At 56.5% G+C, this 26,718-nt stretch carries 21 protein-coding genes; 13 read left to right on the top strand and 8 right to left on the bottom strand.

Going from position 1 to position 26,718, the window contains the following annotated elements:
* Complete coding sequence (gene recJ / locus AC1RSM_RS06775) at positions 1-1,710, bottom strand: single-stranded-DNA-specific exonuclease RecJ (protein ID WP_492930716.1); 1,710 nt, start codon at positions 1,708-1,710, stop codon at positions 1-3.
* Positions 1,692-2,639: a hypothetical protein gene (locus tag AC1RSM_RS06770; RefSeq protein WP_492930714.1), complete on the bottom strand. Its 948-nt coding sequence runs from the start codon at positions 2,637-2,639 to the stop codon at positions 1,692-1,694. Before AC1RSM_RS06770 ends, recJ begins: the two co-directional genes overlap by 19 nt.
* 42 nt (positions 2,640-2,681) lie before the next feature.
* Here AC1RSM_RS06770 and AC1RSM_RS06765 point away from each other — a divergent pair, with 42 nt between their 5' ends.
* The 11 genes from AC1RSM_RS06765 to AC1RSM_RS06715 all read left to right on the top strand — a co-directional run bounded on the left by AC1RSM_RS06765 (position 2,682) and on the right by AC1RSM_RS06715 (position 18,682).
* Positions 2,682-3,956, top strand: a complete 1,275-nt coding sequence (locus AC1RSM_RS06765) for a lipoprotein-releasing ABC transporter permease subunit (RefSeq protein ID WP_492930712.1) — start codon at positions 2,682-2,684, stop codon at positions 3,954-3,956.
* Positions 3,949-4,650 (top strand): lipoprotein-releasing ABC transporter ATP-binding protein LolD, encoded by a 702-nt coding sequence (gene lolD / locus AC1RSM_RS06760; protein ID WP_492930710.1) that lies wholly within the window; start codon positions 3,949-3,951, stop codon positions 4,648-4,650. Before AC1RSM_RS06765 ends, lolD begins: the two co-directional genes overlap by 8 nt.
* Positions 4,651-4,741: 91 nt before the next feature.
* Complete coding sequence (locus tag AC1RSM_RS06755) at positions 4,742-5,575, top strand: TatD family hydrolase (RefSeq protein WP_492930708.1); 834 nt, start codon at positions 4,742-4,744, stop codon at positions 5,573-5,575.
* A gap of 142 nt (positions 5,576-5,717) precedes the next feature.
* Positions 5,718-8,183, top strand: coding sequence for a DNA internalization-related competence protein ComEC/Rec2 (locus tag AC1RSM_RS06750; protein ID WP_492930706.1), 2,466 nt, complete (start codon positions 5,718-5,720; stop codon positions 8,181-8,183).
* 121 nt (positions 8,184-8,304) lie between these two features.
* Positions 8,305-9,201 (top strand): alpha/beta fold hydrolase, encoded by an 897-nt coding sequence (locus AC1RSM_RS06745; protein WP_492931483.1) that lies wholly within the window; start codon positions 8,305-8,307, stop codon positions 9,199-9,201.
* A 6-nt stretch (positions 9,202-9,207) separates the two neighbouring features.
* Positions 9,208-10,056, top strand: coding sequence for a 3',5'-nucleoside bisphosphate phosphatase (locus tag AC1RSM_RS06740; RefSeq protein ID WP_492930704.1), 849 nt, complete (start codon positions 9,208-9,210; stop codon positions 10,054-10,056).
* Between the two features lie 17 nt (positions 10,057-10,073).
* Positions 10,074-10,664 carry a transcription elongation factor GreB gene (greB, locus tag AC1RSM_RS06735; RefSeq protein WP_492930702.1) on the top strand — a complete coding sequence of 197 codons (591 nt, stop codon included), beginning with the start codon at positions 10,074-10,076 and terminating at the stop codon, positions 10,662-10,664.
* A gap of 232 nt (positions 10,665-10,896) precedes the next feature.
* A complete protein-coding gene (purL, locus tag AC1RSM_RS06730; protein WP_492930700.1) occupies positions 10,897-14,958 on the top strand; it encodes a phosphoribosylformylglycinamidine synthase in 4,062 nt (1,353 codons plus the stop codon).
* 43 nt (positions 14,959-15,001) lie between these two features.
* Positions 15,002-16,462, top strand: coding sequence for an IMP dehydrogenase (guaB, locus tag AC1RSM_RS06725; protein ID WP_492930698.1), 1,461 nt, complete (start codon positions 15,002-15,004; stop codon positions 16,460-16,462).
* A 749-nt stretch (positions 16,463-17,211) separates the two neighbouring features.
* A complete protein-coding gene (locus AC1RSM_RS06720; RefSeq protein ID WP_492930696.1) occupies positions 17,212-18,006 on the top strand; it encodes an iron-containing redox enzyme family protein in 795 nt (264 codons plus the stop codon).
* 382 nt (positions 18,007-18,388) lie between these two features.
* Positions 18,389-18,682 (top strand): MepB family protein, encoded by a 294-nt coding sequence (locus AC1RSM_RS06715; protein WP_492931481.1) that lies wholly within the window; start codon positions 18,389-18,391, stop codon positions 18,680-18,682.
* A gap of 424 nt (positions 18,683-19,106) precedes the next feature.
* Here the strand turns inward: AC1RSM_RS06715 and AC1RSM_RS06710 are convergent, their stop codons facing one another.
* A complete protein-coding gene (locus AC1RSM_RS06710) occupies positions 19,107-20,012 on the bottom strand; it encodes a DMT family transporter (RefSeq protein WP_492930694.1) in 906 nt (301 codons plus the stop codon).
* A gap of 84 nt (positions 20,013-20,096) precedes the next feature.
* Here AC1RSM_RS06710 and AC1RSM_RS06705 point away from each other — a divergent pair, with 84 nt between their 5' ends.
* Positions 20,097-20,897: an AraC family transcriptional regulator gene (locus AC1RSM_RS06705; protein WP_492930692.1), complete on the top strand. Its 801-nt coding sequence runs from the start codon at positions 20,097-20,099 to the stop codon at positions 20,895-20,897.
* Here the strand turns inward: AC1RSM_RS06705 and AC1RSM_RS06700 are convergent.
* Positions 20,894-21,784, bottom strand: coding sequence for an alpha/beta fold hydrolase (locus AC1RSM_RS06700; RefSeq protein ID WP_492930690.1), 891 nt, complete (start codon positions 21,782-21,784; stop codon positions 20,894-20,896). The genes AC1RSM_RS06705 and AC1RSM_RS06700 overlap by 4 nt on opposite strands.
* Before the next feature lie 161 nt (positions 21,785-21,945).
* On the opposite strand from AC1RSM_RS06700, the gene guaA reads away from it, so the two are divergent.
* Positions 21,946-23,532: a glutamine-hydrolyzing GMP synthase gene (gene guaA / locus AC1RSM_RS06695; protein ID WP_492930688.1), complete on the top strand. Its 1,587-nt coding sequence runs from the start codon at positions 21,946-21,948 to the stop codon at positions 23,530-23,532.
* A 290-nt stretch (positions 23,533-23,822) separates the two neighbouring features.
* On the opposite strand, the gene hpaI is transcribed toward guaA, so the two are convergent.
* The 4 genes from hpaI to AC1RSM_RS06675 are packed head-to-tail and all read right to left on the bottom strand — an operon-like array spanning position 23,823 to position 26,586.
* Positions 23,823-24,587, bottom strand: coding sequence for a 4-hydroxy-2-oxoheptanedioate aldolase (gene hpaI / locus AC1RSM_RS06690; protein ID WP_492930686.1), 765 nt, complete (start codon positions 24,585-24,587; stop codon positions 23,823-23,825).
* A 24-nt stretch (positions 24,588-24,611) separates the two neighbouring features.
* Positions 24,612-25,415, bottom strand: a complete 804-nt coding sequence (gene hpaH / locus AC1RSM_RS06685; RefSeq protein ID WP_492930684.1) for a 2-oxo-hept-4-ene-1,7-dioate hydratase — start codon at positions 25,413-25,415, stop codon at positions 24,612-24,614.
* A 1-nt stretch (position 25,416) separates the two neighbouring features.
* Positions 25,417-26,109: a flavin reductase family protein gene (locus AC1RSM_RS06680; protein WP_492930682.1), complete on the bottom strand. Its 693-nt coding sequence runs from the start codon at positions 26,107-26,109 to the stop codon at positions 25,417-25,419.
* Positions 26,110-26,133: 24 nt separating this feature from the next.
* On the bottom strand, positions 26,134-26,586 hold the full coding sequence (locus tag AC1RSM_RS06675) for a VOC family protein (protein ID WP_492930680.1): 453 nt from the start codon (positions 26,584-26,586) through the stop codon (positions 26,134-26,136).
* Positions 26,587-26,718: the final 132 nt, after the last annotated feature.

The raw sequence follows: 26,718 nt of genomic DNA, 5'->3' as shown, positions 1-26,718 counted from the left end.
TTAGTCCTGGCCTTGAGCGAATTCAATAATGAACTGCACGCTGACATTGCCATTCCATTCGTTCTGATCCAGGCGATAAGCGGCTTCGATATTTTCGGGCAGCAGGGTATCGCGGTTGAACCAGATGGCATCGAAGTATTCGCCGTTGCGCTCCAGACTTAGCTTTAAGTGCTTGTTTTTTAGCAAACGCTGCTGGCGCACAAAGAAGTTGTCACGGAACACTGGGGCTGGGAAACCTGCTCCCCAAACCTGTTTTTGTAATAGGCTGGCGACGGTGATGTTGATGTGCTCGGGCTCCAGCGAGCCGTCGGTTTCGATGATAGGGTCGAAGTGGTAGCGGCCGGTCAGTTCCTGAACCGCTTCTTCAAACGCTTGCACAAAGACTTCGTAATTGTCTTCCTCAATAGTCAGGCCTGCTGCCATCGCGTGGCCGCCGAACTTCAGGATCAGGCCGGGATAGCGCTTGGACACTAAGTCCAGCGCATCGCGCAGGTGCACATCCGGGATCGAGCGACCCGAGCCTTTGATCTCACCTTCGTCACCTTGGGCGAAGGCCAGGGTGGGGCGCCAGTACTTTTCTTTAAGACGCGAGGCCACCAATCCCACTACGCCCTGGTGCCATTCAGGGTGATACACGCAGACCGTGGCGCTGGTGTCCGGCTCTGCCAACTCGGCAGCGCGCAGGGCTTCTTCGCGCATGGATTGTTCGATGGAGCGCCGGTCCTGGTTCATGTCTTCCAGTTCGCGGGCCAGATTCGCGGCTTCGTCCTCGTCATCGGTAATCAGGCAACGGATACCCAAAGCCATATCGGCCAGACGGCCCGCAGCGTTAATGCGTGGGCCTAGAGCAAAACCCAAATCAAACGCACTGGCCTGACGCGGATCGCGGCCAGCCACTTGAAATAGGGCGCGCAACCCGACCTGCATCTGGCCTTTGCGCATGCGCTCCAGCCCCTGGGTGACGATCAAGCGGTTATTGGCGTCCAGGCTGACCACGTCGGCGACGGTGCCTAAGGCCACCAGGTCCGCCAGTTCGTTCAGTCGAGGACCTGCATTGGCTTCATACACCCCGCGTTGGCGTAGTTCGGCCCGCAACGCCAACATCAGATAGAAAATTACACCCACGCCGGCCAGGTTCTTGGATGGGAATTCGCAACCGGGCTGGTTGGGATTCACAATCGCCAAGGCATCGGGCAGTTCGTCGCCGGGCAAGTGGTGGTCAGTGACCAGAACCTGCATACCCGCCATGTGCGCGGCTTCCACACCATCAATACTGGCAATGCCGTTATCCACAGTGATCAACAGATCTGGTTTGCCCGAGGGATGTTGCTCGGCCAGTTCCACTACCGCGGGCGACAGGCCATAGCCAGTCTCGAAACGGTTGGGAACCAGAAAGTCCACCACCGCACCCATGCTGCGCAAAGCTCGCAGGCCTACGGCACAGGCGGTAGCGCCATCGCAGTCATAGTCAGCAATGATCAGCATGCGGTCGCGTCGAGCGATGGCATCAGCCAGTAATACGGCGGCTTCCCGCGCTTGGGTCAGCAGGCTGGGAGGAATCATATTGCGCCAGGCCGGATCGATCTGAGCGGCATCCGTAACACCACGCGAGGCCAGCAGGCGCGCCATTAAGTCGTGAATCCCGGCCTGCTTCAGGGCTAGGCTGGCGGCTTGTTGTTCGGGACGGTTTTTCAGGATAGGGGTGACCACCACTGACTCCAGTTAGAGGTTTGTTTGAACAGGGACATGGGCCAGATACGGCGCGAGGGCGGACCGATATGCGCGTAGCGATCGGGACCCGTCAGCACCAACTCAGGCGCAGGCCCTGCGGCCAGGGGGGCGAGCACGGTGCGATCCAACTGGGCCAATTGTTCCAGCCACAGGCCCCAGTCTTGTCGCATCAGGCTGTCTTGCAAGTCATCAATAATGCGCATCTGGGCCGGTTCCGGGCCCAGTTGATTACAGGCAGCACCACCAAACAGCCACAAGCTGTTCACAGTGGGCAGGCCTGCTTGTTCGCGTTCCTGATTATCTGGCAGGGAAAAAGCCAGCATCTGAAATTCGTTGGTCAGGCGGCGCCAAGGACGGGTTTGCACATCCTGCTTCCACCAATTATTCAAATTGCTTTGGCTGACCAGTTCTGGGGAGGCCGCATCAACGGTAAAATCCTTCGGTGGGATGACGCGCCACAGTTCCGGACTGACATACTCGAAATCAAAGCCTGTGCCGTCCAGATATGGGTGAATAGCATCCAGCAAGGCACGGCTGTAGGACTCGGTCAGGGCCAGTTGCGCAGCAGGCAAGAGCATGGCTCCTTCCCGCGAAGGTGCGATATGAACCAACTCGGCCAGCCAGACCGCTTCGTCAGGCCCTATCGAGTGGATTTGTTTCAACTGGCGTAGCCGCAAAGGGCCCAGACCTGCGCTAAGATGCTGGGCTTGGTGCGCCGTAAAGCCGTGAGCCTTCAGTAGCCAGGATTGTTCTGGCGTACAGAGCTCTAGCGCTGGTTCGCGTACCGACAGCGTGCCCTTACCCTGGCCCATCAACTGAACCAAGTTGGGGGCGGTCTGGGCCAAGTGTTTAATGAGTTCGCGCGCGATGGCCGGTTCCGGCAGCGCACCGTTGATTACGATCTGCATGACAGCGATTGTAGTGTTTTCTTTGAGGCGATAGCATCTCGCATGGGATACGAATTTTGGATAGGGGCGCGGTATGCCGGTCTAGCCCGAGGCCGCAAACGGCGTGGGGGACGAAAAGACCGTTTCGTTTCCTTTATTGCAGGCAGCTCCATGGCGGGGATTGCCTTGGGCGTGGCCGCGCTGATTGTGGTTTTGTCAGTGATGAACGGTTTTCAGACCCAGGTGCGTGATCGCATGCTGTCGGTCTTGCCGCATATTGAGTTGATTGTGCGCAATGCCGATCACCAGCAAGTTCTGGAGGAATGGAAGACGCTGGCCCAGAAAGCCCAGGCCAATCCTGCTGTGGTGGGTTCTGCCCCCTATGTGGCCGGGCAGGGCATGTTGGTGCGCAGCAATCAATTACTGGGTGTGCAGGTGCGCGGTATTGAACCGGACCAGGAAACCAAAGTGTCCGAGCTGGCCCAGCAAATGGTGATGGGACGCCTCGAAAACCTGCGTCCCGGCACCTTTGGCATTGTTTTGGGTGAGCAGTTGGCCAATATGCTGCGAGTGAGCACGGGCGACACGATCATGCTGATGGCACCGCAGGGTTCAATTTCACCTGCTGGGTTTTCGCCCCGTATGCGGCAGTTCACAGTAACGGGCGTGTTTTCTTCCGGCTATTACGAATATGACGCCAGCCTGGCGTTTGTGAACGTGGAAGATGCGGCTAAGGTGTTCCGTGACGGCGGCAATAGTGGTGTGCGTTTGCGTATCAAAGATATGCAGAAGGCTCCCATGATTGCTCAGGAACTGGCGCTTGCGATGCCGCGCTCTGTAATGGTGGCGGACTGGACGGCGAATAACCGTACCTGGTTTGCTGCCGTACAGACAGAAAAACGCATGATGTTCTTGATTCTGGCCATGATTGTGGCCGTGGCTGCCTTTAACTTGCTGTCCTCTTTGGTGATGGCCGTAAAGGACAAGCAGTCTGACATTGCTATTTTGCGCACCATAGGCGCGACTCCCGGCGAGATCGCCCGCATTTTCTTGGTGCAGGGCTCCTTGATCGGGGTGATCGGCACCTTGCTGGGCGTGGGTCTGGGTACCCTGATTGCCTACAACATTGATGTGATCGTGCCCTTTATCGAGAACCTGATGGGCCGTAAATTCCTGCCCGAGCAGATTTACTTCATCAGCGAACTGCCTTCCAACCCTCAAGTTGACGACATTGTGCTGATTGCCATTGTTTCCCTGGCTTTGTCTTTCCTGGCCACGCTGTACCCAAGCTGGCGTGCGTCCAAGCTCCAACCTGCACAGGTGCTGCGTCATGACTGATTCCATCGCTCCAACAGTGCTGCGCGCGCGCGATGTCAGCGTGCATTACGAGGAAGGCGGCAACCGCATCCAGGTGCTTTCCGACGTCAGTCTGGAAGTGTGCCGTGGCGAGATGGTGGCCATTATCGGCGCTTCGGGTTCGGGCAAGAGTACCTTGCTGCATGCCCTGGGGCTGCTGGACAAACCGACGACCGGCAGCATTGAAGTCAATGGCGTGCAGACTGAAACGCTGAACGAAAGCGAACGCAGCCAGTTGCGCAATAAGGTGCTGGGCTTTGTGTACCAGTTCCACCATTTATTGCCTGAATTTGATGCGCTGGATAATGTGGCCATGCCCTTGATTGTGCGGCGTCTCAAACGTAAAGATGCGCGTGAGCAAGCTCAGCAGATTCTTGAACAAGTGGGTCTGTCCCAGCGTGTGCATCACTATCCCGGACAGTTGTCCGGTGGTGAGCGCCAGCGGGTGGCTCTGGCTCGTGCCCTGGTTACTCGACCCGCTTGCGTACTGGCTGACGAACCCACCGGGAACCTGGATCGCTACACTGCCGAAGGCATGTTTGAATTGCTGAGCCGGGTGAATGAAGAGTTTGGTACGGCCTTTGTCATTGTCACGCACGATCAGACCTTGGCGGCTTTGGCTCACCGTCAGCTGGTGATGGATAAAGGCTATCTTGCCCAGGAGACCCAGGCCTGATTGCAGGTCTGTGTAGCCAGTCCGGACGTGGCCAAGTTGGCTGCGTCTTCGCCCTAGTCTGGCAGGCCTGATCCTTATGGGGAGTCTCGCTATGCTTATTGATACGCACTGCCATCTGGATGCCTCCGAGTTTGCTCACGACCGCGAGCAAGTCATTGAGCGTGCCCGTGCGGCCGGCGTGGCCTCGATTGTGGTGCCATCGGTGGCTGTGTTCGATTTTCAGCAGGCGAGGGAAGCGGCAATGCTCGCGCCTTGCGGCGTCTATGCCTTGGGGATTCATCCCTTATTTACTCCTCAGGCAGGGCGTGAAGATATAGAGGCCCTGGAGCAGGAAATCCAGTTGCGTCTGGATGACCCGCGTTTCGTGGCTTTGGGTGAAATCGGCCTGGATTATTTTGTCCCTGAACTGAAAACGGAGGCAGCCAGCCAGCATCAGGAGTGGCTTTACGAAGCTCAATTGGCTCTGGCGCAGCGCTACGAGCTACCTGTGCTGTTGCATGTGCGGCGCTCGCAAGATCGCGTGTTGAAATATTTGCGCCAATTTCCGGGCGTGGGCGGCATTGCCCATGCCTTTAATGGCAGTGAGCAGCAAGCGCAGATGTTTGTTCGTCAAGGCTGTGCCCTGGGCTTTGGCGGCGCCATGACGTTTGGCCGTGCCAAACAGATACGTAGGCTGGCGCAGGAAATGAGTCTGGCCGATATCGTGCTGGAAACAGATGCGCCGGATCTGGCCCCGTCCTGGCTGGTGGAGCCGGGTACGCCCTTGGCCTCGGTTCGCAATGAACCAGGGCAAGTCAAAGGGATTGCTGAAAGCTTGGCCGAGCTTCGTCAGATGGACGTAGCTGAGGTCATTGCCCAGACGGGTGCCACGGCCCGACGCGTCTTGCCCCGTCTGGATGCCTTTTTGGCTAGTCAGGGCTACTAAATACATTATCCAAGCCCGTGTGGGTCTTAGTCCCCTAAGTACAAACTGAGGGGAGCAAAACAAGACCTAGCCTGCCTGCCAAGGCCGCGCGAGCCACTACGCTAAAGATTTGCGTGGAGGCCGTGATGCCAGGGCAAATGCCATGATGGGACGGGTTTGTTTAAGCGCTTTTGTTGCGGCCGCAACCTTTAGCCATTTTCTGTCCCCATCCGTGTTGATGGCATCCGTCTGGTACGGCGGGGGCGCTGCGCTGATCGCCTGGTTACTGGCACAGCGCTTTCCTCTTGCCTGGGTCTTGGTCGCTGGCTGTTTGGGGGCGAGTTATAGCATTTGGCATATACAGGACCGCCTAAGCCAATCTGTCCCGCCTGCCGACATCAATAAAGTGAGCCGGGTAGAGCTGGAAATACAGTCCTTGGTGCAATCAGGGCCGGTCTATAGGCAGTTTCGAGCCCGAGTGTTGCAATCCCAGCCGCCCGGCTTGCCTGAACATATTCTGGTGCGGTGGACGGCTCCCCAGCGTCATTCCCTTTACCGAGAGCCAACTCCCCAGCGTTTTCCTGACTTAATGCCCGGCCAGCGCTGGCGTATGTCTTTAGTGATGCGGCCACCTCAAGGTGCTCGTAATCCCCACGGGTTTGATGCGGAACGCCATGCCATGACGCAGGGCTGGCGGGCAGTAGGCAGTGTGCGGGGGCAGCCCCAGATGCTGGACGGTGACCCAGATCAGTCTTGGGGCTCCTGGTCTGAGCGTTTGCGTCATCGTTTGCGCAGTGCGCTGATGCCCTATGTGCAGGAACGACGCTGGGGCGGAGTGATGCTGGCGCTGTCCTTGGGCGATCAAGCCAGTATCGCCACCGAAGATTGGTTGATCTTCAATCGCAGTGGTTTAACGCATCTGGTGTCTATTAGCGGCACCCATGTCACTTTTTTGGCCGTCTTGCTGGCGGGGCTGCTGTCTTGGTTCTGGCGACGCGTTCGCTGGAGAAGCTGGGCCCTGGCCGAGTGGATTCCCGCTCAAGTTGCAGCCACCTGGGTGGCTCTTGCCGGGGCTGGGGCTTACTGTGTGATTGCGGGCTGGGGAGTGCCTGCACAACGTACTTTTTTGATGTTGCTGGTAGTGGGGCTTTGCCGGATAAGTGGCTTGCATCTGGGAGCGAGCAGGACTTTGTTGATCGCAGCGCTGCTTGTGGTCTTGCATGATCCGTGGGCTGGGCTGACCACAGGCTTTTATCTTTCTTTTACCGCGGTGTCTGTGCTTTTTGCCTTCGGCTATCTGCTGGGGCAAGTGCCGCCCGGCGGGACGATATGGCGGCGCTGGGGGCGACGACTGTGGTTCGCCACACAGTTGCAGCTTCTCATTACCTTGGCTTTGCTGCCCGCATTGGCACCTTTGTTTCATGAAATATCCCTGGCATCTTTGCCGGCCAATGCCTACGCGATTACCTTGATCGGCTCGGTCGTGACGCCTTTGGTATTGGCTTTGCTGATTTTGGCCGCCTTTCAGGCACCGGAGCACTGGTGTGAGGCTTTGGCCGCTGTCGCTCATGGTGTGCTGGATTTCACAATGAAGCCCACCGTTTGGCTGGCAGAGCGCAGTCTGGCTAGCGTACCTGTGCCAACTCAGCATGGGTTTTGGACGGTGCTCGCCATGCTGGGTGTGGTTTTGATGTTGTTGCCTAAAGGTTTTGTCGCCCGCCTTGGTGGCTTGTCGCTTCTGCTGCCTGCGCTGGCAATACGTCCTCCTTTATTGCAAGAAGGCGATTGGGATTTGTTTGCTTTGGATGTGGGGCAGGGTAGTGCCATTGTCTTGCGTACCCGCAGTCAGGTGCTTTTATTCGATGCGGGGAATCGTTACGGGCCCGAGTCGGACGAAGGCAAACGCAGTATTGCGCCCTGGTTGAAAGCGAAGGGAATTGCGCAGGTGGACACGCTGGTGTTGTCCCACGCTGATATGGACCATGTGGGCGGCACACGCAGTGTGTTGCAGGCGGTGCCGGTGACGCGTTCGTACAGCAGCTTTGACTTGGACGCGCACTTGAATCGAGAGGAACGCTTGCTGGGTGTGGCTCCGGGCTCGGTGAGCCGTCCTGCGCAGACTCTGCCTTGCGAGCAGGGTGTGAGCTGGGAGGTAGATGGGGTGAGTTTTCGTTTCTGGTGGCCGCCTGCGAACGCAGAAGACTTTAAAGCTGCCTATGGAAGCGAGGAGGATAAAAACGCCATTAGCTGTGTGCTGGAAGTTCAAGGGGCCAGACATAGCGCTTTGCTTTTGGGGGATGCGGGTGTGGCTCAGGAAAAGGCCATTGTGGCAGCCGGGCTAGGGCCTATAAATGTGGTAGTGGTTGGGCATCATGGCTCCCGTACTTCGTCCGGTGCACATTTCGTCAAGCACATGCAGGCGGGGCTGGCGATTGCGCAGTTAGGTTGGTGGAACCGATTTGGCCATCCTCATGCGCAGGTTCAAGCCCGCTGGGAGCGTTCCGGTGCTTTATTCCTGCGTACCGATCAATGGGGGGCCGTGACGGTAGAGTCTCGGCCCTCTGCCTTGTACTATTTTGGCGAGCGTGATCGTCACGCCCGCTATTGGCAGTCTCCGGCCCCGCCCTGAGGGCAGGACATAAACGGCACAGTAAAGCCTCCCGGCTGGGCTACAATAGTCCTTTATCTGTCAAATTCTGGTCTGAGCGTTCATGACAACTGATTTTCAGGAGCCGCGCCTTAATTGGGTTATGTGTGCCAGTGCCTCAGGCACGCACCGCATGGCGTACTGGGAGTGGGGCGATCCCGATAACGATCAGGTCTTGATGTGCGTGCATGGTTTGACACGTACGGGCCGGGATTTTGATCAGTTGGCTCAGCGCCTGTCCACGCGTTATCGCGTTGTGGCCCCCGATATTGTTGGGCGGGGCCGTTCCGATTGGCTGGTAGACCCCGCCGCTTACGCCATTCCCCAATACGTTGCCGATATCTTGGTTCTGATTGCCCGTTCGAAGCCGGCTCGGCTGGACTGGGTGGGAACGTCGATGGGCGGTTTGATTGCCCTGGCGCTGCATGGGGCACAAGCGATGTCCGCGTTGCTGCGTCCTGCGCGTCCCGGCCCTGGTTTGTCTTCCGAGCCTTTGCAATTGCCCTTGGGCCGTGTGGTGCTCAATGATGTGGGCCCGGCATTGGATATGACAGGCTTGCAGCGCATCAGTGAATATGTAGGCCAGTCCGTGCTGTTTGACACCTTTGATCAGGCGGTTGAGTACGTGCGTTCGGTATCAGCCTCGTTTGGTGAACATTCCCTGCAAGAGTGGGCGGATATGTCCCGCCATGTTTTTGTTGAACACGAAGGCAAGTGGCGTCGTCATTACGATTTGCGCTTGTCACAAGCCTTCGCTCAGCAGGCAGATGTAGATCTGGAAGCCGCCCAGGCCTTGCTATGGGGGGCGTATGAAGGTCTGCCCGACAAAGTGTTGATTGTGCGTGGGGCAGAGTCGGATTTGCTGACCCCGCAGGTTGCCCAGGAAATGGTGCAACGCAATCCTAATGCGCAACTGGTAACGGTTCCAAACGTAGGGCATGCGCCCATGCTGCGCAATGCCGAGCAGATCGACCACATCGACTATTTTTTAGCTGGATAGCCCCCTATGAGTGTTCAGGCCCGTTTGCCCGTTGATTTGCATTGCCACTCTATCTATTCAGATGGTGTGCTCAGCCCCGCGGAACTGGCCGCGCGTGCTCATGCTAACGGCGTGCAGCTCTGGGCCTTGACGGACCATGACGAAATCGGCGGCCTGAAGCTGGCTCGTCAACATGCCCAAGAACTGGGCATGCGCTTTGTGGACGGGGTGGAGATTTCGGTCACCTGGGCCAAGAAAACCATACACATTGTGGGTTTGGGAGTTGATCCCGAGCACGCCGCCTTATGTCAGGCTTTGCAGGAAGTTCGCGTTGGCCGTGAACTACGAGCGCGCCGTATGGGTGAACGCCTGGCCGAGCTGGGCTTTCCCAACGCTTATGAAGGCGCGGTTCCTTTCGCGGCGAACCCTGAATTGATAAGCCGTACGCACTTTGCACGTTATTTGGTGCAGCAAGGCTATTGTGCGGATATGAACGAGGCGTTTCGGCGTTATCTTGCAGACGGTAAGCCCGCCGCTGTCGAAACGGTCTGGGCCAGTTTGGAAGAAGCAGTGGGCTGGATACGCAATGCCGGTGGTAAAGCCATTATTGCTCACCCGGGTCGTTACGAACTGGACGATACGCGCAGCCATGCCCTGTATACCCAGTTTTTGGAATTGGGCGGTGTGGGCATCGAAGTGCTGACGGGCAGCCATTCCCCCCAGGAGTACAGCGTGTACGCCCAAGTAGCACGCAACTACGGTTTTGAAGTGTCCTGTGGTTCGGATTTTCATGGTCCTAGCGAAGGGCGGGTTGATTTGGGTGGTCTGCCACCTTTGCCTTCGGGACTGAAACCTGTCTGGCAGGAGTGGCTCTAGCAGGAGCCAGTAAACATATGAACAAAGCCTTTGTGAAAGAGTCCGATCAGGACGACGACGATCTGGATGCACCGGCCAGTGCGCTGCCCAGTGGCACCAAGAATTACATGACCGTGCTGGGCTACCGCCGTTTGCGAGCCGAGCTAATGCACTTGATGAACAAAGAGCGCCCTGAAGTTGTACAAATCGTCTCCTGGGCGGCATCTAACGGGGATCGTTCCGAGAACGGCGACTACCTTTACGGGAAAAAACGCCTGCGCGAAATTGACCGTCGCATCCGTTTTCTGACCAAGCGGCTGGAAATTGCCGAAGTGGTGGACCCTGGCCTGCAGCCTAATCCGGATCAGGTTTTTTTCGGTGCTACGGTGACGTATAGCGATAGCCAGGGCGAGGAATTCACCGTCACTATTGTTGGGGTGGATGAAGCCGAGCCGCTGCAAGCTTGCATCAGCTGGATATCTCCGGTCGCCCGTGCCTTGACCAAGGCGCGTGAAGGCGACACGGTGGTACTGCGTACGCCAGCCGGCAAAGAGGAACTGGATATTTTGCAAGTGTCCTATCCCGACCCGGCTCCGGCCCCCGACCCTGATGGAGACAGTACGATTTGATCGCCGTGCCTTGTCCGTATTGGAGACTGCGGGGCGCCAATCGCTCCGGCCCCTCAAGACGTTTTGCTGCGCTTGCCGGGTTTGCTGTGTCCTTTACGCCCACCGCGCCGTGCTGTTCTGAACTTGATTTTCCCTTTTTGTGCACGCCATTTCCCGATATGACCGCTTGCGTCGCTTCCGGTTAAAATGGCGTGTTTTCTATTTCTCCCACCTTTTTTGCCCCTCTCGTATCGTGAGCCAAATCCTGTACTTTCCCGGTTCGTCCGTGCTCTCCGCATTTCGTCGTGAGCGTTTGCTAGAGCGTGTCGAGCAGCGTCAGCTGCCTGTTGCCGACATTCTTGCCCTGCACGAATACTATGTCTGGACTGATGAGTCCGGTCTGGATGCCAGTGCGCGTCAGCAACTCAGTGATCTGCTGGACGATGGTCTGCCAGCGCTGGACCCGCAGCCGTCTAAAGGCGCTTTGGTTCTGCGCGTGGTGCCTCGTTTGGGTACTGTGTCCCCCTGGGCCAGTAAAGCCACTGATATCGCCCATAACTGTGGTTTGAGCGGGGTGCGCCGTATCGAACGCGGTGTGCGCTACATCATCACCCCCAAGCGCGGATTGCTCGGTGCCAAGGAATTGGACCAGGCTCAGCTGGAGCAACTGGCTGCATTGCTGCACGATCGCATGACCGAAACCGTCGTGGGTCTGGATTTCGACGGCCAGGACCTGTTCACGCAGCTGGAAGGCAAGCCCATCCAAACCGTGGACATTCTGGGCGGTGGCGTGCAAACCTTGCGCGCAGCTAATGAGCAAATGGGTCTTGCGCTGTCCGAGGACGAAATCGAATACTTGATGGAATCGTTCACGCGTCTGGGTCGTAACCCTCATGACGTTGAATTGATGATGTTCGCGCAAGCCAATAGCGAACACTGCCGTCACAAGATTTTTAACGCTCAGTGGGTGATCGACGGTCAAGCCCAAGGCAAGACCTTGTTTGGCATGATTCGTGAAACCCACGCGGCTCAGCCAGAGAACACAGTGGTGGCGTATGCCGATAACGCCGCCATCATGACAGGCGGCCCGGCCACCTTGTTCCATGCAGGCATCAACGATCAGGCCAACGAGCCGGTATATCAGCGTCACGAAGCGCTGGTGCATACCTTGATGAAGGTGGAAACGCACAACCACCCGACCGCGATTGCCCCATTCCCCGGTGCCTCTACCGGCGCAGGCGGCGAGATTCGCGACGAAGGCGCAACAGGCCGTGGCTCCAAGCCCAAAGCAGGCTTGACCGGCTTTACCGTCTCCAACCTGTGTTTCCCTGAACAAATGGAGCCTTGGGAGAAAGATTCCCACGGTATTCCTGACCGTATCGCCAGCCCGCTGGACATTATGCTGGAAGGCCCAATTGGGGGCGCTGCCTTCAATAACGAATTTGGCCGTCCTAACCTGCTGGGCTACTTTCGTACTTTTGAACAAACCGCAGGGGATCAGCGTTGGGGTTACCACAAGCCCATCATGATTGCCGGTGGTCTGGGTTCTATCGACGATCGCCTGACTCATAAAGATCCTTTGCCCGTAGGTGCCTTGCTGATTCAACTGGGCGGCCCTGGCATGCGTATTGGTATGGGAGGTGGTGCTGCATCCAGCATGGGTGTGGGTGCCAACCGTGCCGAACTGGATTTTGACTCCGTTCAGCGTGGCAATCCAGAAATGGAACGCCGCGCCCAGGAAGTGATCGACCGTTGCTGGCAGCAAGGCGAGAACAACCCCGTTATTGCTATTCACGACGTAGGGGCGGGTGGTTTGTCCAACGCCTTCCCTGAATTGGTGAACGATGCAGAACGAGGCGCTATTTTTGAACTGACTCGTGTTCCTCTGGAAGAGTCGGGCCTGTCGCCCGCTGAAATCTGGTCTAACGAGTCGCAGGAACGCTACGTCCTGGCCATTTTGCCCAAGGACTTGCCACGCTTTGAGCGTATCGCCCAGCGCGAGCGTTGCCCCTTTGCCGTTGTGGGTGTGGCCACGGAAGAGCGCCAACTGCGCGTGACTTTCGGTGAAGGTTTGCCGGGTGTGGACGAAGTCCATACCCCCAAGAGCATCGAGGAGCGTCCGGTGGATGTGCCTATGGATGTCATCTTGGGCAAAGCACCGCGCATGGAACGCGACGTCAAGCGCCAGGAAGGTGTGGCTGAGCCGCTGGACCTGACCGTCATTCCTTTGAACGAAGCCATGCATCGGGTGCTGCGCCATCCTACGGTGGCTAACAAAACGTTCCTGATCAGCATTGGCGACCGTAGCGTCGGTGGTTTGTGCAGCCGTGACCAGATGGTTGGCCCTTGGCAAGTGCCTGTGGCCGATTGCGCCGTGACCTTGGCCGATTACGAAGGTGTGCGTGGCGAAGCCATGTCCATGGGCGAGCGTAGCCCCAGCGCCATGATTGATGCTGCTGCCTCTGGCCGTATGGCCGTGGCTGAAGCACTGACCAACCTGGTTGCCAGTGATGTGCGTGATCTGAAAGACGTCAAACTGTCCGCTAACTGGATGGCTGCCTGCGGGGTAGACGGCCAGGATGCTGCCTTGTTTGATACGGTAGAAGCGGTTAGCCAGTGGTGCCAGAAGCTGGGCCTGTCCATTCCGGTGGGCAAGGATTCCTTGTCCATGCGTACTAGCTGGGAACAAGATGGTGAGTCCCGCCAGGTGGTTTCCCCCGTTTCACTGGTGGTAACTGCATTTGCCCAAGTGGCCGATGTGCGCCGTACCTTGACCCCTCAGTTGCAGACTGATCAGGGCGATAGCGCGTTGGTACTGATTGATCTGGGGCAGGGCAAGCAGCGCATGGGTGCATCCGTGCTGGCTCATGCATTCAATCAAGTTGGCCAGTCCGTGCCGGATATGCAGGACGCCGAGGCCATGTTGGCCTTTGTGAAAGTAGTACGCCAATTGGCTGATCAGGATCTGATTCTGGCTTACCACGACCGTTCCGACGGTGGTTTGGCAGCGACTGTGGCCGAAATGGCCTTTGCGGGTCATACCGGTGTATCGGTCAATCTGGATATGTTGACCATTGATCCGCACGCGGCGGATTGGGGTGATTTCAAGATCCGTGCCGAGCAAGTTTCCGTACAGCGTGACGAAATCACCTTGCGCGCACTCTTTAATGAGGAAGCCGGTGCCGTTATTCAGGTTCCCTTGGCCAAGCGTGATCTGGTCATGCAGACTCTGCGTGACGCTGGCTTGTCGGCTCATTCCCACGTAATTGGTAGCTTGAACAAGACTGATCAGGTGGAGTTTTACCGTGATGGCGCCTGCATTTACCAGGCACCACGTGTGGAACTTGCCAAGCAGTGGAGCGAAGTTAGCCGCCGCATTATGGAGCGTCGCGACAATCCTGCTTGCGCACAGGCTGAGTTTGATCGTTGGGGCGATGTAAAAGACCCCGGTATTTCTCCTCGTGTCATGTTCAACCCGCAGGAAGACATTGCGGCTCCCTTTATCGCCACGGGCAAGCGTCCTCGTGTTGCCATTTTGCGTGAGCAGGGATGTAACAGCCAGGTTGAAATGGCCTGGGCTTTTGATACGGCCGGTTTCGAGGCCGTGGACGTACATATGACTGACCTGCTGTCGGGCCGCGCATCGCTGGAAGGCATGCAGGGCATGGTGGCAGTGGGCGGCTTTAGCTACGGTGACGTGCTGGGTGCAGGTGAAGGCTGGGCCAAGACAATTCGCTTCAATAGCCAATTGTCCGATCAGTTTGCTGCCTTCTTTGGCCGCAGCGACACCTTCGGTCTGGGCATTTGCAATGGTTGTCAGATGATGGCGGCCTTGGCTCCCATGATTCCGGGCGCTGAATTCTGGCCACGCTTTACCCGTAACCAGTCGGAAAAATACGAGGCGCGTTTCTCCAGCGTGGAAATTGCGTCCTCGCCGTCCCTGTTCTTCAAGGGCATGGAAGGTACACGTCTGCCGGTGGCCGTGGCCCACGGTGAAGGCTTTGCCAACTTCCAGCGCCAAGGCGATGCGTCCAAAGTGGCCGCCGCCGTGCATTTTGTCGATCACTTGGGGCAGCGCACTGAGCAATACCCCCTGAATCCTAACGGCAGCCCCTATGGCTTGACCGGTGTGACCACTGCTGATGGCCGTTTCACCATCATGATGCCTCACCCTGAACGCGTGACGCGCAACGTCATGATGTCCTGGACGCCAGCCCAGTGGGGCGCGGCTGACCAAGGCGCCGATCAGATGGCAAATGGTGGTTTTACTCCCTGGATGCGGATGTTTCGCAACGCTCGGGTCTGGATTGCGTAATTGCTTACGCGTATAATCGATTTTTGGACGGAGTTATAAAAGCATGCGTCTCATCAAGAAAGCACTGACCTTCGACGATGTGTTGTTGGTTCCCGCTTACTCCGAGGTTCTGCCTCGCGATACATCCTTGCTCACCCGCTTTACGCGGGACATCACCCTGAATATCCCGCTGGTTTCGGCCGCCATGGACACCGTGACCGAAGCGCGTCTGGCTATTGCCATGGCGCAGGAAGGCGGTATCGGGATTATTCACAAAAACTTGACAGCGGATGCTCAAGCACGTGAAGTTGCACGTGTGAAGCGTCACGAGTTCGGTATTGTGATCGACCCGGTTACGGTTACGCCCACCATGAAAGTGCGCGATGCCATCAACTTGCAGCGCCAGCACGGTATTTCCGGTCTGCCTGTGGTTGAAGCCGGCAAGCTGGTGGGTATTGTCACCAACCGCGACCTGCGTTTTGAAGACCGCCTGGATCTGCCTTTGCGTGATGTGATGACGCCTCAAGAGCGTCTGATCACCATGAATGAAGGCGCCACGCTGGACGAAGCCCAGGCTCTGATGCACCGCCATCGTCTGGAACGCGTACTGATCGTGAACGATCAGTTCCAACTGCGTGGTCTGGCAACGGTTAAAGATATTGTCAAAAACACTGAACATCCCATGGCTAGCAAAGACAGCCATGGTCAGCTGCGCGTAGGCGCTGCGGTCGGTGTGGGTGACGGTACCGAAGAACGTGTCGAAAAACTGGCTGCAGCCGGTGTGGACGTGGTGGTGGTGGACACCGCCCACGGTCATTCCCGTGGCGTTATCGAACGTGTTCGTTGGGTTAAAAAGAACTTCCCCCGCATTCAGGTCATTGGCGGCAATATCGCAACAGCAGAAGCCGCGCTTGCGCTGGTTGAAGCCGGCGCGGATTGCGTCAAGGTCGGTATCGGCCCAGGTTCTATTTGTACTACCCGTATTGTTGCGGGTGTGGGCGTGCCTCAAATCACTGCTATTGCTGATGTGGCCAAGGCATTGGAAGGTACTGGCGTACCTCTAATCGCTGACGGCGGTATCCGCTTCTCGGGCGATGTGTCCAAGGCTCTGGCCGCTGGTGCTTCGGCTTGCATGATGGGTGGTATGTTTGCGGGTACGGAAGAATCCCCTGGCGAGGTAGTCTTGTTCCAGGGTCGTTCCTACAAGTCCTACCGCGGCATGGGCAGCTTGGGCGCGATGGTGGACGGCTCGGCCGACCGCTATTTCCAAGACCCATCGAACAACGCTGACAAGCTGGTTCCAGAAGGTATTGAAGGCCGCGTGCCTTACAAGGGCAGCGTTATCGCCATTATTTACCAACTGGTAGGTGGCATTCGTGCTTCCATGGGCTACTGCGGTTGCAAGTCGATTGACGAATTGCACGCCAAATCCGAGTTCGTGGAAATTACCGCCGCCGGCGTACGTGAGTCCCACGTACACGACGTGCAGATTACCAAGGAAGCGCCAAACTACCGCGCTGACTGATTTCTGCCAGTCTCTTGCATGCCAAAAACCGCCGCCCTTAGGGGTGGCGGTTTTTTTTGGGGTCTTCATCTTTTTGAGGGCCTGTGTCTCAGGAAAAACACGTCTTACGGGCAGTTTATACCTGTCATCCGCAGCTCCCGGCCCGAGATCAATTTATATAAGGCGGCCTGGATGTAAAGTGCCTTATTCTTCATTCAGGCGTAGCGGGTTTGGCTTTAAAGAGCCAACGTCGTGGGAGCCACTGAGCCAGAATCACCCCTGCAAGTTTGAGCAGCACGGAGGCCAAAATACCCGCATACAGAATAAGTGGAACAGTTTGATCATTGAGCTGTGTCTGCTCAGGCGGTAGCCAAAAAAATACGGGCAGTAAAGTGATTAAGGCCCCCCAGGCTTGCAGATAGGTTGACTGCCACGCAGGCACATCAATTTGCTATTTCGTCAAAACAGCACTGTAAAAAGCATAGCTCAATGGCTGCAGTCCGCATTGTGTAGCGAGGTGCTCCGGCAACCGCAGTTCAATCGCGAGTGAATCGCCCCTAGTTTCGCAGAGGCCTTAATCGAGCAGGCCTTGCTCGAAATTCGAGTAGACTACGCGCAGAGCTACCTGATCGAACGACCGCCGTTGCTTACCCCTAACAGCCTGTTGTGTCGACCTGTGTGGCCGTGATCTTTTTCCGTCTGAGGCACCCGGTACATTCCGGTAGAACACTTTCTGGTCTGTACCTAATCACATCAAAAGGAGCTAGACAGTGATCGATACATTCCACAGAACCGGCCCGCTTATGGAAGCTTCCAGTTACCCTGCCTGGGCGCAGCAGCTTATCCAGGACTGTAGCGAGAGCAAGCGCCGTGTTGTAGAGCATGAGTTGTACCAGCGCATGCGCGACAATAAGCTCAGCGCTGCCACGATGCGTCACTACGTGATTGGTGGTTGGCCGGTGGTTGAGCAGTTTGCCTTGTACATGGCACAGAACCTGACCAAGACCAAATTTGCCCGCCATCCTGGAGAAGACATGGCGCGCCGCTGGCTGATGCGCAATATTCGCGTGGAACTCAACCATGCCGATTATTGGGTGGATTGGGCCCGCGCCCACGGAGTCAGTCTGGAGGAGCTACAGGCGCAGAATGTGCCGCCTGAACTGCACGCGCTAAGCCACTGGTGCTGGCACACCAGCTCTTCCGATTCACTGATCGTGGCCATTGCCGCCACTAACTATGCCATTGAAGGGGCCACTGGCGAGTGGTCCGCGGTGGTGTGTTCCACCGGCGTGTACGCCGCGGCGTTCCCGGAAGAAGATCGCAAGCGCGCAATGAAATGGCTGAAAATGCACGCTCAGTACGATGATGCGCACCCGTGGGAAGCCCTGGAAATCATCTGCACGCTGGCTGGGAACCAGCCTAGCAAGGAGTTGCAGGTGGAGTTGCGCCAAGCCGTGTGCAAAAGCTATGACTTCATGTTCCTGTTCCTGGAGCGTTGCATGCAGTTGGAAGAAGCCTCGGCGAATTCTCGCAAACAGCCCGTGCTGGTAGCTAGCGAGGCCTGAGTCAGCCTGGCAATGGCGGGCCTAAACCGCCATTGCCGAGCGCTTGTTTTTAAGTGTCGTCCGCTAAGCCAGTGCAGGTTTTGCGTACTTCCTGCGCATGTCCTGCGCAATTCCGCTAGGGCGTAGTGGCACTTTTATAGCTTCAAGAACAACCTCCTTGAACTTCTTTCTGGATCGGCTAACCGCAGCAGTCCGGGACATCTACGCCCCGGTAGGCATGCAGCTACCACATTCCCCACACCCCGAAGCCGAAAACCCAGAGTACGGAGCTTTTCGCTTCGGCCTTGATAGCCATACCATCGACTTTCGGGACGCAAAAACTACGCCGACCAAGCTTGGGTAGTTTGTGATGTTCTGAAGGCGGCCGACGCCGGACAGTGAAATTACTCCCCTGGATCTTGCAGACAAGGTAGATTCTGTCGGGATCAGACTTTCTGATGCAAACCGCTGCGGGCAGTTTGTTTTCGGTCAGAAGATCTTGCTGGAGAAAGGCCTCGTGTCTTATGAAGGTAAGGATGGAAGAAGAGCCTTCCGTGTCTATCCACCACAGGGCGCCTCGGAAGTTTCTATTTTTTCGTGGGCGAGGCGGGTGAATAATCTCTTCCTCTTCCCCGTCCTCGTCCTCATCCTCTTCCTCTGCTCCTGCTCCTGCTCCTGCTCCCTCCAGCGCTCTTGACCATCATGGCTAGGTCGTAGCAGTACTGGTCAGGAAATGCTGCTTTGATTTGTCTGAGTTGAGTTGCGTTGAGTTCGGCGCAAAGCGACTCCACAAGTAGTGGGAAACAGTAAAAAACCGCCCTCTTTGTGAAGGGGCGGTTTGCTTCAGATACGACGTGATGCGCCTATCCTTGTAATGCTGAAACATCGAAACATCGAAACATCGAAACATCGAAACATCGAAACATCGAAACATCGAAATATCGAAATATCGAAATATCGAAATATCGAAATATCAAAACATCGAAACACCCAAATACCCAAATACCGGAATATCAATTGTTCAATCCCTCATTGGCAGAATGGCGAATTAGGGGTGGCACCCGATACTCTTGGCCCGAAATCAGCTATGCCATCGGCCAGGATGCAAAGTTCCTTGTTCTTCATTCAGCGGTGACGGGTTTGGACTTGAACAGCCAACGATGGGGAGGCCATTGAGCCAGAATCACCCCTGCAAGAGTGAGCAGCCCGCCTGTTAAGTGGTGGGTGGCCAGTTTTTCACCTAGCAAAGGGATGGCAAGCATGGCGGTCATGAAGGGCAAGATGTTCAGGAACAGGCTGCACTGGGCCGGCCCCAGGCGTGTGATGCCTTGAATCCAGCAATAGGGCAACAGCACGGAGGCCAAAATACCCGCATATAGAATAAGTGGAACAGTCTGATCATTGAGCTGTGTCTGCTCAGGCGGCAGCCAGAAAAATACGGGCAACAAGGTGATCAAAGCACCCCAGGCTTGCAGATAGGTAGACTGCCATGCGGGTACATCAATCTGCCATTTCTTCAAAAAGACGCTGTAAAAGGCATAGCTCAAGGCCGCGGTCAGCATCAGCAGGTCACCGCTGCGGACTCCTTGAGATAGCAACTGCCAAGGCTGGCCGCCGCTAATCAACCACACTGTTCCGACCAAGGCCAGGATGGCACCAGGCAGCATTCCGCGCGCGCCAGTGCCTGGAAGCAGCAGGCGAGCCGTCATTAAGGTCAGTAAAGGTGTCAAAGCGGTGATCACTGCCATATTGGTAGCGCTAGTGCTGGCCGCCGCCCAGTAAGACAGGCATTGATAGAAGGCCATGCTTAAAAAGCCCAGAAACGCCAACTTGGGTAATTGAGGGCGGATCTTGTGCCAGTTGCGCCAGACGGGGCGGGCAGCGAACAAGCTCATGATGGACAGTGCCAACACGACTCTATAAAAGCTCATGGCGGGGGCGGCGATCAGGCCGTGAGCCATTTTGGAAACAATCACGTTGCCAGACCATAAAAGCATGGTCACCAGTGGATAAGCATAGTTGCGCATAAAAAGCATCCGTTAATAAGAAGACGTATGCTCGCCGTAGACCGCTATGCCTGTCTTTCGCTAAACTGACTTGATTTAGCGCGAATGGGACAGCTTGTGGTCGATCCTCTACTTCATATGCCGGTTGAACTGGCTAAGATGCCCATCAGTGGTTTGGCGGCAGATTATCCGGATGGCCATGTCATCCAGGAACACCAACATGTGCGCGCGCAGTTTTTGTATGCAGTGCAAGGCGTATTGGTGATCGATGCGCAGGAAGGGCGGTGGGTAGTTCCTCCCAGCCGCGGTGTCTGGCTGCAACCAGGTCGGGCTCATTCGGTGCGTATGCGAGGGCATGTCAAAATGCGCACCATTTTTGTGGATGCTGATGCCGCCCCTGGCTTGCCAACACGTAATTGTGTGCTGGATGTCAGCCCCTTGTTGCGGGAGCTGATTCTGGAGGCCAGCCGAATACCGTTGGTCTATGCGCTGGACAGTCGTGAGGGGCGCTTGATGCGCCTTTTGCTGGATGAGCTGCGTGAGCTCCCGGTTCTGCCGTTTCATCTACCTTGGCCTGAAGAGGCACGACTGTTATTGGTGTGTAGGCAGTTGGAAACCTCTCCGGATGATGACCGGGATGCGCAGGACTGGGCACAGCAGTTGGCGATGAGCGTGAAGACATTTCACCGCCTATTCCGTCGTCATACGGGCATCAGTTTTGGGCAATGGCGCCAGTTCGCCCGTCTACTCGGTTCTTTAGAAGGTTTAGCTGCAGGAGAGCCCGTTGTGCATGTCGCTTTGCAACACGGTTACGCTAGTCAAAGTGCGTATGCCGCCGTATTCCGGCGGCATTTTGGTGTGACTCCCAGAGAGTTCTATCGCTCTAAAGAACGCGCAGCCGATTAGTCCGCCAGCTCCAGCAACAACCGGCTCAGCATATCTGGGTGGGTGATGGCAGCACTGTGACCGCTTTCCAGCTCGCGGAATTCCCAGTCTTTTTGCTGGCGTGCCCATTCGCGCGATGTATCCACACCTCGGAAGGTCGGCTGCGTGCAAGAAATATACGAGCAGGGCCGGGCATTGCCGATGACGGGGTTCTGCAGACGCAAGGAGGAGTGATAAACACTGAGCGGCTGAGGAGTGAGGCGATTGCCGACGAAATGCTGGTCTTCAGCGGCATGCAGGCTCAAGACCGTTAATGGGGGAGGGGGCACGGCAGGAACGGCGCTTTTACCTGCTGAAGCTGTCATGCTTTCCACCATTTTGGCAGGCAGTGTATCAAATGTGCTGGTTCCGCTGGGAAGGATAAATGCGTCCAGGTAAATCAGTTGTCGGATGCAACGAGGCAGAACATCTGCCACACCGCTGATGACCAGTCCCCCAAAACTATGGCCTACCAGCACCACATTGGAGAGCTCTTCCCAACGTATCAAATTAGCGACATCATCCACGAATGTGTTCAGCGTGATGTCGGGGTTGAGCAAGTGGCTGCGCTCACCCAGTCCGGTGAGTGTCGGCGTATAGACTTTATGCCCTTTGGCCCGCAATCGTGCCGCTAGCCGGGACCAGCACCAACCGCCGTGCCAGGCGCCGTGAACCAACACAAAAGTCAGGCTGTCAGACACTTCATCCGTGTCCTCCTGACATTCATAGGCAAAACTGTGCGAGCGATCACCGGAAGAGCCGGAAGAAGGGATGTAGCTGCTTCCGCCTTGCTGTTGACCGGCCTGGGTAGGTCGGGATTCATGGTGTTCATTGAGCTCGCTTTGATGCGGGGTACGACTCGAAGACATGCTGAAACTCCCAAAATGGCTGCATGTACTGTAGCTGCCTTGCCGCATGAATACCAGTGATGCAGGACAATTTCGGCCTGGAGTATTTCTGCGGCTCCCTAAGCGGCGCTACACAGCGTAAAATAGATCCTTTACCGCTTTATTATTGGCTCGATACTTTCATGCACCAGCGAATTCTGATTCTTGATTACGGCTCCCAGGTCACCCAGCTTATTGCGCGTCGCGTACGCGAAGCCGGTGCTTACTGCGAAATCCACCCCGGTGATGTCAGCGATGAATTCATCCGTTCCCAGGAAGGCCTGAAAGGGATCATTCTGTCCGGCAGCCACGCTTCGGTATATGCCGAAGATGCGTTGCAAGTTCCCTCCGCCGCCTTTGAAATGGGCGTGCCTGTATTGGGTATTTGCTATGGCATGCAAGCCATGGCCCGCCAGTTGGGCGGTGTTACCGAAGGCTCCGACAAGCGCGAATTCGGCTACGCTGAAGTACGCGCCCATGGCCACACTAAATTGCTGGAAGGCATCCAGGACTTCATGACAGCAGAAGGCCACGGCATGCTGAAAGTCTGGATGAGCCATGGCGATAAAGTCACCGCTTTGCCTGCTGGCTTCAAGCTGATGGCGTCCACCCCTACCTGCCCAATCGCCGGTATGGCTGATGAAGAGCGCGGTTTCTACGCGGTTCAGTTCCACCCCGAAGTAACCCATACGCTGCAAGGCGCTGCTTTGTTTCAGCGTTTCGTGCGCGAGATCTGCGGTTGCGTGGGCGATTGGAACATGCCCGACTACGTGGAAGAGGCCATTGCCAACATCCGCGAACAAGTGGGCGACGAAGAAGTCATTCTGGCTCTGTCTGGCGGTGTGGACTCCTCCGTTGCAGCTGCACTGATTCATCAAGCAATCGGCGACAAGTTGACCTGCGTATTTGTAGACCACGGTCTGCTGCGCTTGAACGAAGCAACGCAAGTCATGAGCACCTTCGCGGACAATATGGGTTTGAAGATCATCCATATCGACGCTTCCGACCGTTTCCTGGGCAAGCTGGCCGGCGTGACCGATCCAGAAGCCAAGCGCAAAATCATTGGCCGTGAATTCGTGGAAATCTTCCAGGAAGAAGCGGCGAAACTGAGCAATGCCCGTTGGTTGGCACAAGGCACGATTTACCCAGACGTGATCGAATCCGCCGCCGCCAAATCCGGTAAAGCCACTGGCATCAAATCCCACCACAACGTGGGCGGGCTGCCAGATACGCTGAACCTGAAGCTGCTGGAACCCTTGCGCGAATTGTTCAAAGACGAAGTCCGCAAATTGGGCGTCGCCTTGGGCCTGCCTCCCGGCATGGTCTACCGCCACCCCTTCCCAGGCCCAGGCTTGGGTGTGCGTATCCTGGGTGAAGTCAAACGCGAATACGCAGACTTGCTGCGCCAAGCGGATGCGATCTTCATCGAAGAACTGCGCACCACCGTGGACGACATCAGCGGCAAGAACTGGTACGACCTGACTTCCCAGGCCTTCACCGTATTCCTGCCCGTCAAGAGCGTAGGCGTCATGGGCGATGCCCGTACCTACGAATACGTCGTAGCCCTGCGCGCCGTGCAGACAAGCGATTTCATGACAGCCGATTGGGCTGAGCTGCCTTACGCACTACTGAAGCGTGTCTCTGGTCGTATCATCAATGAAGTTCGCGGCATCAACCGTGTGACTTACGACGTGAGCAGCAAGCCACCAGCGACGATTGAGTGGGAGTGATGCCTTGTCTGGCACGGCCAGCCATCTGATAGCATAGAAAGTAAAAAAGCCCGCATAATTGCGGGCTTTTTTGTTTTTTGCGACCGTTCCTGAATTACGTTGACACTTCTTTCTATCGAAGGAAAGTCAGTTGGGGCAAGGAGTCCGATGTAGCAAACGCGACTACAGTCTGGTGGAACGAGCATGGCCTTGCGCGCACTTCGCACCGGCCCCCGCCCGATCCGTCTAATTAAAGTTAGTACGATTCACCTTTCGAACCTACTTTGACCCAAGCACCCGAAGCAAGGTAATTACGCAATATCTCGAAATGATTCACGCAGAGCTCGTGCGCCATTTGTCAGTAATCCGACATCTGACCCTACTGCGACAAACACGGCCCCCAGTTGTAAGTAAGTGCGAGCCATAGCCAAGTCGCCGCTAAGGATACCCGCCGCCTTACCTGCGCTACGAATCTCGCCGATGGCGGTGGCTATCGCTTGCTGCACGTGCGGGTGTCCAGGATTGCCCAAATGACCCATTGACGCTGCCAAGTCAGCCGGGCCGATGAACACACCGTCGACGCCGCTGACCCGTGCAATTTCAGGCAGGGCCGACAGACCCGCCATGCTTTCAACCTGCACCAGTGTACAAATCTGGGTATCAGCATGGGCTAGGTAATCGGGTACTTGTTGCCAGCGTGAAGCTCGCGCCAGGGCTGCTCCGACCCCGCGCACTCCAATCGGTGGGTAGCGCGTTGCGGCGACGATCCGCGTGGCTTGTTCGGCGCTTTCGACCATGGGGATGAGTAGGGTCTGGGCTCCCAAATCAAGTAAGCGTTTGATCTCTACGGTGTCATCGCTAGCGGCACGGACAACAGGGTGTGCCGGTGTACCCGCTAGGGCCTGAAGTTGTGCCAGGGTAGAGGGCACGGTGTTGGGGGCATGTTCGTTGTCGATAACCAGCCAGTCGTACCCGCTACCGCCGAGTAATTCGGCGGTGTAGGCGTTAGCTAGGCCCAGCCATAGGCCAATGACTGGATCGTTCTTGCTAAGCGCTTGTTTGAAGGAGTTATGCATCGCTAAATCGTGAAGAGTGAAGGATCAGATAAAGTGGCAGCCGACGCTGCCCAGTGGTCCGAAGTCAGCATGAAAGGTGTCGCCCGCGTTGGCATGCACTGGACGAGTGAAAGAGCCTGAGAGCACGATGTGCCCCGGTTCGAGGCCACTGTCGAATGCAGCCAGGCGGTGGCACAGCCATGCAACACCGTTGGCGGGGTGATTAAGAACACCCGCAGACAGGCCCGTCTCCTCGATCACGCCATTACGCATCAACAGTGCACCCACCCAGCGTAGGTCCAGATCATCCACCCGCACTGGACGCCCGCCTAGGATCACTCCGGCATTCGCTGCATTGTCGGCAATGGTGTCGACTACCCGCCGCGGTCGCTTAGTTTCACGGTCGAGCTGTTCGGAGCGCGCATCAATGATCTCCAGTGCAGGCATTACATAACGGGTAGCGTCAAGCACATCTAACAGTGTTACTTGCTCGCCAGCCAAGCGGCGGTTAAGGATGAAAGCCAGTTCCACTTCCACCCGGGGAAGGATTAACTTCTCGCGTTGGATTTCACTGCCGTCGCCCCAGAGCATGTCATCGAGTAGCACGCCGTAATCTGGCTCATTAATCTGTGAAGCCATTTGCATCGCCCTGGAGGTGAGGCCGATTTTGTGGCCGATGATTCGCTGACCACGGGCAAGCTTCATCTGTACCCAGGCATGCTGGATGGCATACGCATCGGTGATGCTCATCTCGGGATGGGTCAGCGAGATCTGACGTATTTGCTCGCGGGAGCGCTCCGCCTTATCCAGGTATTCCGCGCTTTGGCGCACTTCAATTTCATTCAACATCTCAGCCTCCGGAGTGTTTCGGGGCTGGGGCTTGCCAGCTCAACAACTGCTGCGCCTGTCCCTGATCCTTCAGAGCCTGCCATTGCTGGAGAGAGGGCGTGGTAAGTTGGAAATCAGCTGATACTTTGCAGTACCAGCCAGGATTATGAAGACGTCCGATCAACGCCATGGGCAATGGATCGATGAACATTCTTGTGGCATCGGTCACTGCTTCGTCGCATAGGTGTACGCCGACGATGTCTGCGAGTACAAAGGTTCGTATACCGTCAATATCAATTAACTGGCGCACCTTGCATTCCATTGAGCAAGGGCTCGATCCGATTCGTGGCACGGCCACCTGCTGGCTCGGAAGCATTTCAAGCCCGGCCTCTTGGGCCTCATTGAACCCGGCCTCAAAATCTATAGAGGTGATGGTCATGCGGCCGGCCATGTCTGCCGAGACCAGATTGACCACAAATTCGCCTTGGTCGACGATGTTACGTGCTGTGTCCTTGGGTTCACCCGCGCGTGAACCGATGCAAAGGCATAGCAACGGGGGATCCCCGGACATCACATTGAAAAACGAAAACGGCGCAACGTTGACCGCACCCGAAGTACTGCACGAACTCACCCATGCGATGGGCCGGGGGATCACCGTAGAGTGCACCAGCTTGCTACGTTGCTCGCTGCTTAAAGCTTCCATATCGAAATACATGTCTCACTCCTGCTAGCTATACATTTAGCGATTGGTGGTGGGGCTTGTTTGCTGCTCATCTGCCGCGACACCCGCGCTACGAGCCGTGGCCTGATGCAGCTCGATAAGGTTTCCTGCGGGATCTCGCAGGAACAACTGTTTAAGGTTGGGAGAGGCCACATTGTCGAGGGTGAAGTACTCGATGCCTTTCTCCACCAGTTCCTGTTCGGCGACGAGGATGTCCTCGACGGCCAGGGCGAAGTGGTTTGAGACCGGGTCCTGATCCGGCCCTTTGGCGTACTGGGAAACGCCTTCGCAACCAAGAATGTGCAGCTGGGTGCCATTGGGTAGGTTGAACCACGAACCGTAAATGCCGGGGATTTTCCAGCGAGACGGATCTTGTGGCAAAGCCAGCACGTTGCGATAGAAATCAAGCATGGCATCGGCCTGCGCATGATTGACGCCGAAACCAACATGGTGCAATTCGATTACTTTCATGGTGTATAGGCTCCTTCGGGATTTTTTAGTTAAGGCTTGGCCTTTGATTGTTGTGAGGCAATTGGAATATAGTACGTCTATCGTATTATACGCAAGTAGTACTATTTCTTTGCGCTATGATTGCCAACTTTC

It is taken from the genome of Alcaligenes sp. GW821-FHT11D07 (assembly GCF_058808495.1).
Note: the sequence above shows the minus strand (reverse complement) of the source record. Positions and strands in the feature narration are given on the sequence as shown.

What these genes read in the sequence shown, in the direction of transcription:
- AC1RSM_RS06770 (WP_492930714.1), bottom strand. Translation starts at nt 2,639, where the DNA reads ATGCAGATCGTAATCAACGGTGCGCTGCCGGAACCGGCCATCGCGCGC.
- AC1RSM_RS06765 (WP_492930712.1), top strand. Translation starts at nt 2,682, where the DNA reads ATGGGATACGAATTTTGGATAGGGGCGCGGTATGCCGGTCTAGCCCGA.
- lolD (WP_492930710.1), top strand. Translation starts at nt 3,949, where the DNA reads ATGACTGATTCCATCGCTCCAACAGTGCTGCGCGCGCGCGATGTCAGC.
- AC1RSM_RS06755 (WP_492930708.1), top strand. Translation starts at nt 4,742, where the DNA reads ATGCTTATTGATACGCACTGCCATCTGGATGCCTCCGAGTTTGCTCAC.
- AC1RSM_RS06750 (WP_492930706.1), top strand. Translation starts at nt 5,718, where the DNA reads ATGATGGGACGGGTTTGTTTAAGCGCTTTTGTTGCGGCCGCAACCTTT.
- AC1RSM_RS06745 (WP_492931483.1), top strand. Translation starts at nt 8,305, where the DNA reads ATGTGTGCCAGTGCCTCAGGCACGCACCGCATGGCGTACTGGGAGTGG.
- AC1RSM_RS06740 (WP_492930704.1), top strand. Translation starts at nt 9,208, where the DNA reads ATGAGTGTTCAGGCCCGTTTGCCCGTTGATTTGCATTGCCACTCTATC.
- greB (WP_492930702.1), top strand. Translation starts at nt 10,074, where the DNA reads ATGAACAAAGCCTTTGTGAAAGAGTCCGATCAGGACGACGACGATCTG.
- guaB (WP_492930698.1), top strand. Translation starts at nt 15,002, where the DNA reads ATGCGTCTCATCAAGAAAGCACTGACCTTCGACGATGTGTTGTTGGTT.
- AC1RSM_RS06710 (WP_492930694.1), bottom strand. Translation starts at nt 20,012, where the DNA reads ATGCGCAACTATGCTTATCCACTGGTGACCATGCTTTTATGGTCTGGC.
- AC1RSM_RS06705 (WP_492930692.1), top strand. Translation starts at nt 20,097, where the DNA reads ATGGGACAGCTTGTGGTCGATCCTCTACTTCATATGCCGGTTGAACTG.
- AC1RSM_RS06700 (WP_492930690.1), bottom strand. Translation starts at nt 21,784, where the DNA reads ATGTCTTCGAGTCGTACCCCGCATCAAAGCGAGCTCAATGAACACCAT.
- guaA (WP_492930688.1), top strand. Translation starts at nt 21,946, where the DNA reads ATGCACCAGCGAATTCTGATTCTTGATTACGGCTCCCAGGTCACCCAG.
- hpaI (WP_492930686.1), bottom strand. Translation starts at nt 24,587, where the DNA reads ATGCATAACTCCTTCAAACAAGCGCTTAGCAAGAACGATCCAGTCATT.
- hpaH (WP_492930684.1), bottom strand. Translation starts at nt 25,415, where the DNA reads ATGTTGAATGAAATTGAAGTGCGCCAAAGCGCGGAATACCTGGATAAG.
- AC1RSM_RS06680 (WP_492930682.1), bottom strand. Translation starts at nt 26,109, where the DNA reads ATGTATTTCGATATGGAAGCTTTAAGCAGCGAGCAACGTAGCAAGCTG.
- AC1RSM_RS06675 (WP_492930680.1), bottom strand. Translation starts at nt 26,586, where the DNA reads ATGAAAGTAATCGAATTGCACCATGTTGGTTTCGGCGTCAATCATGCG.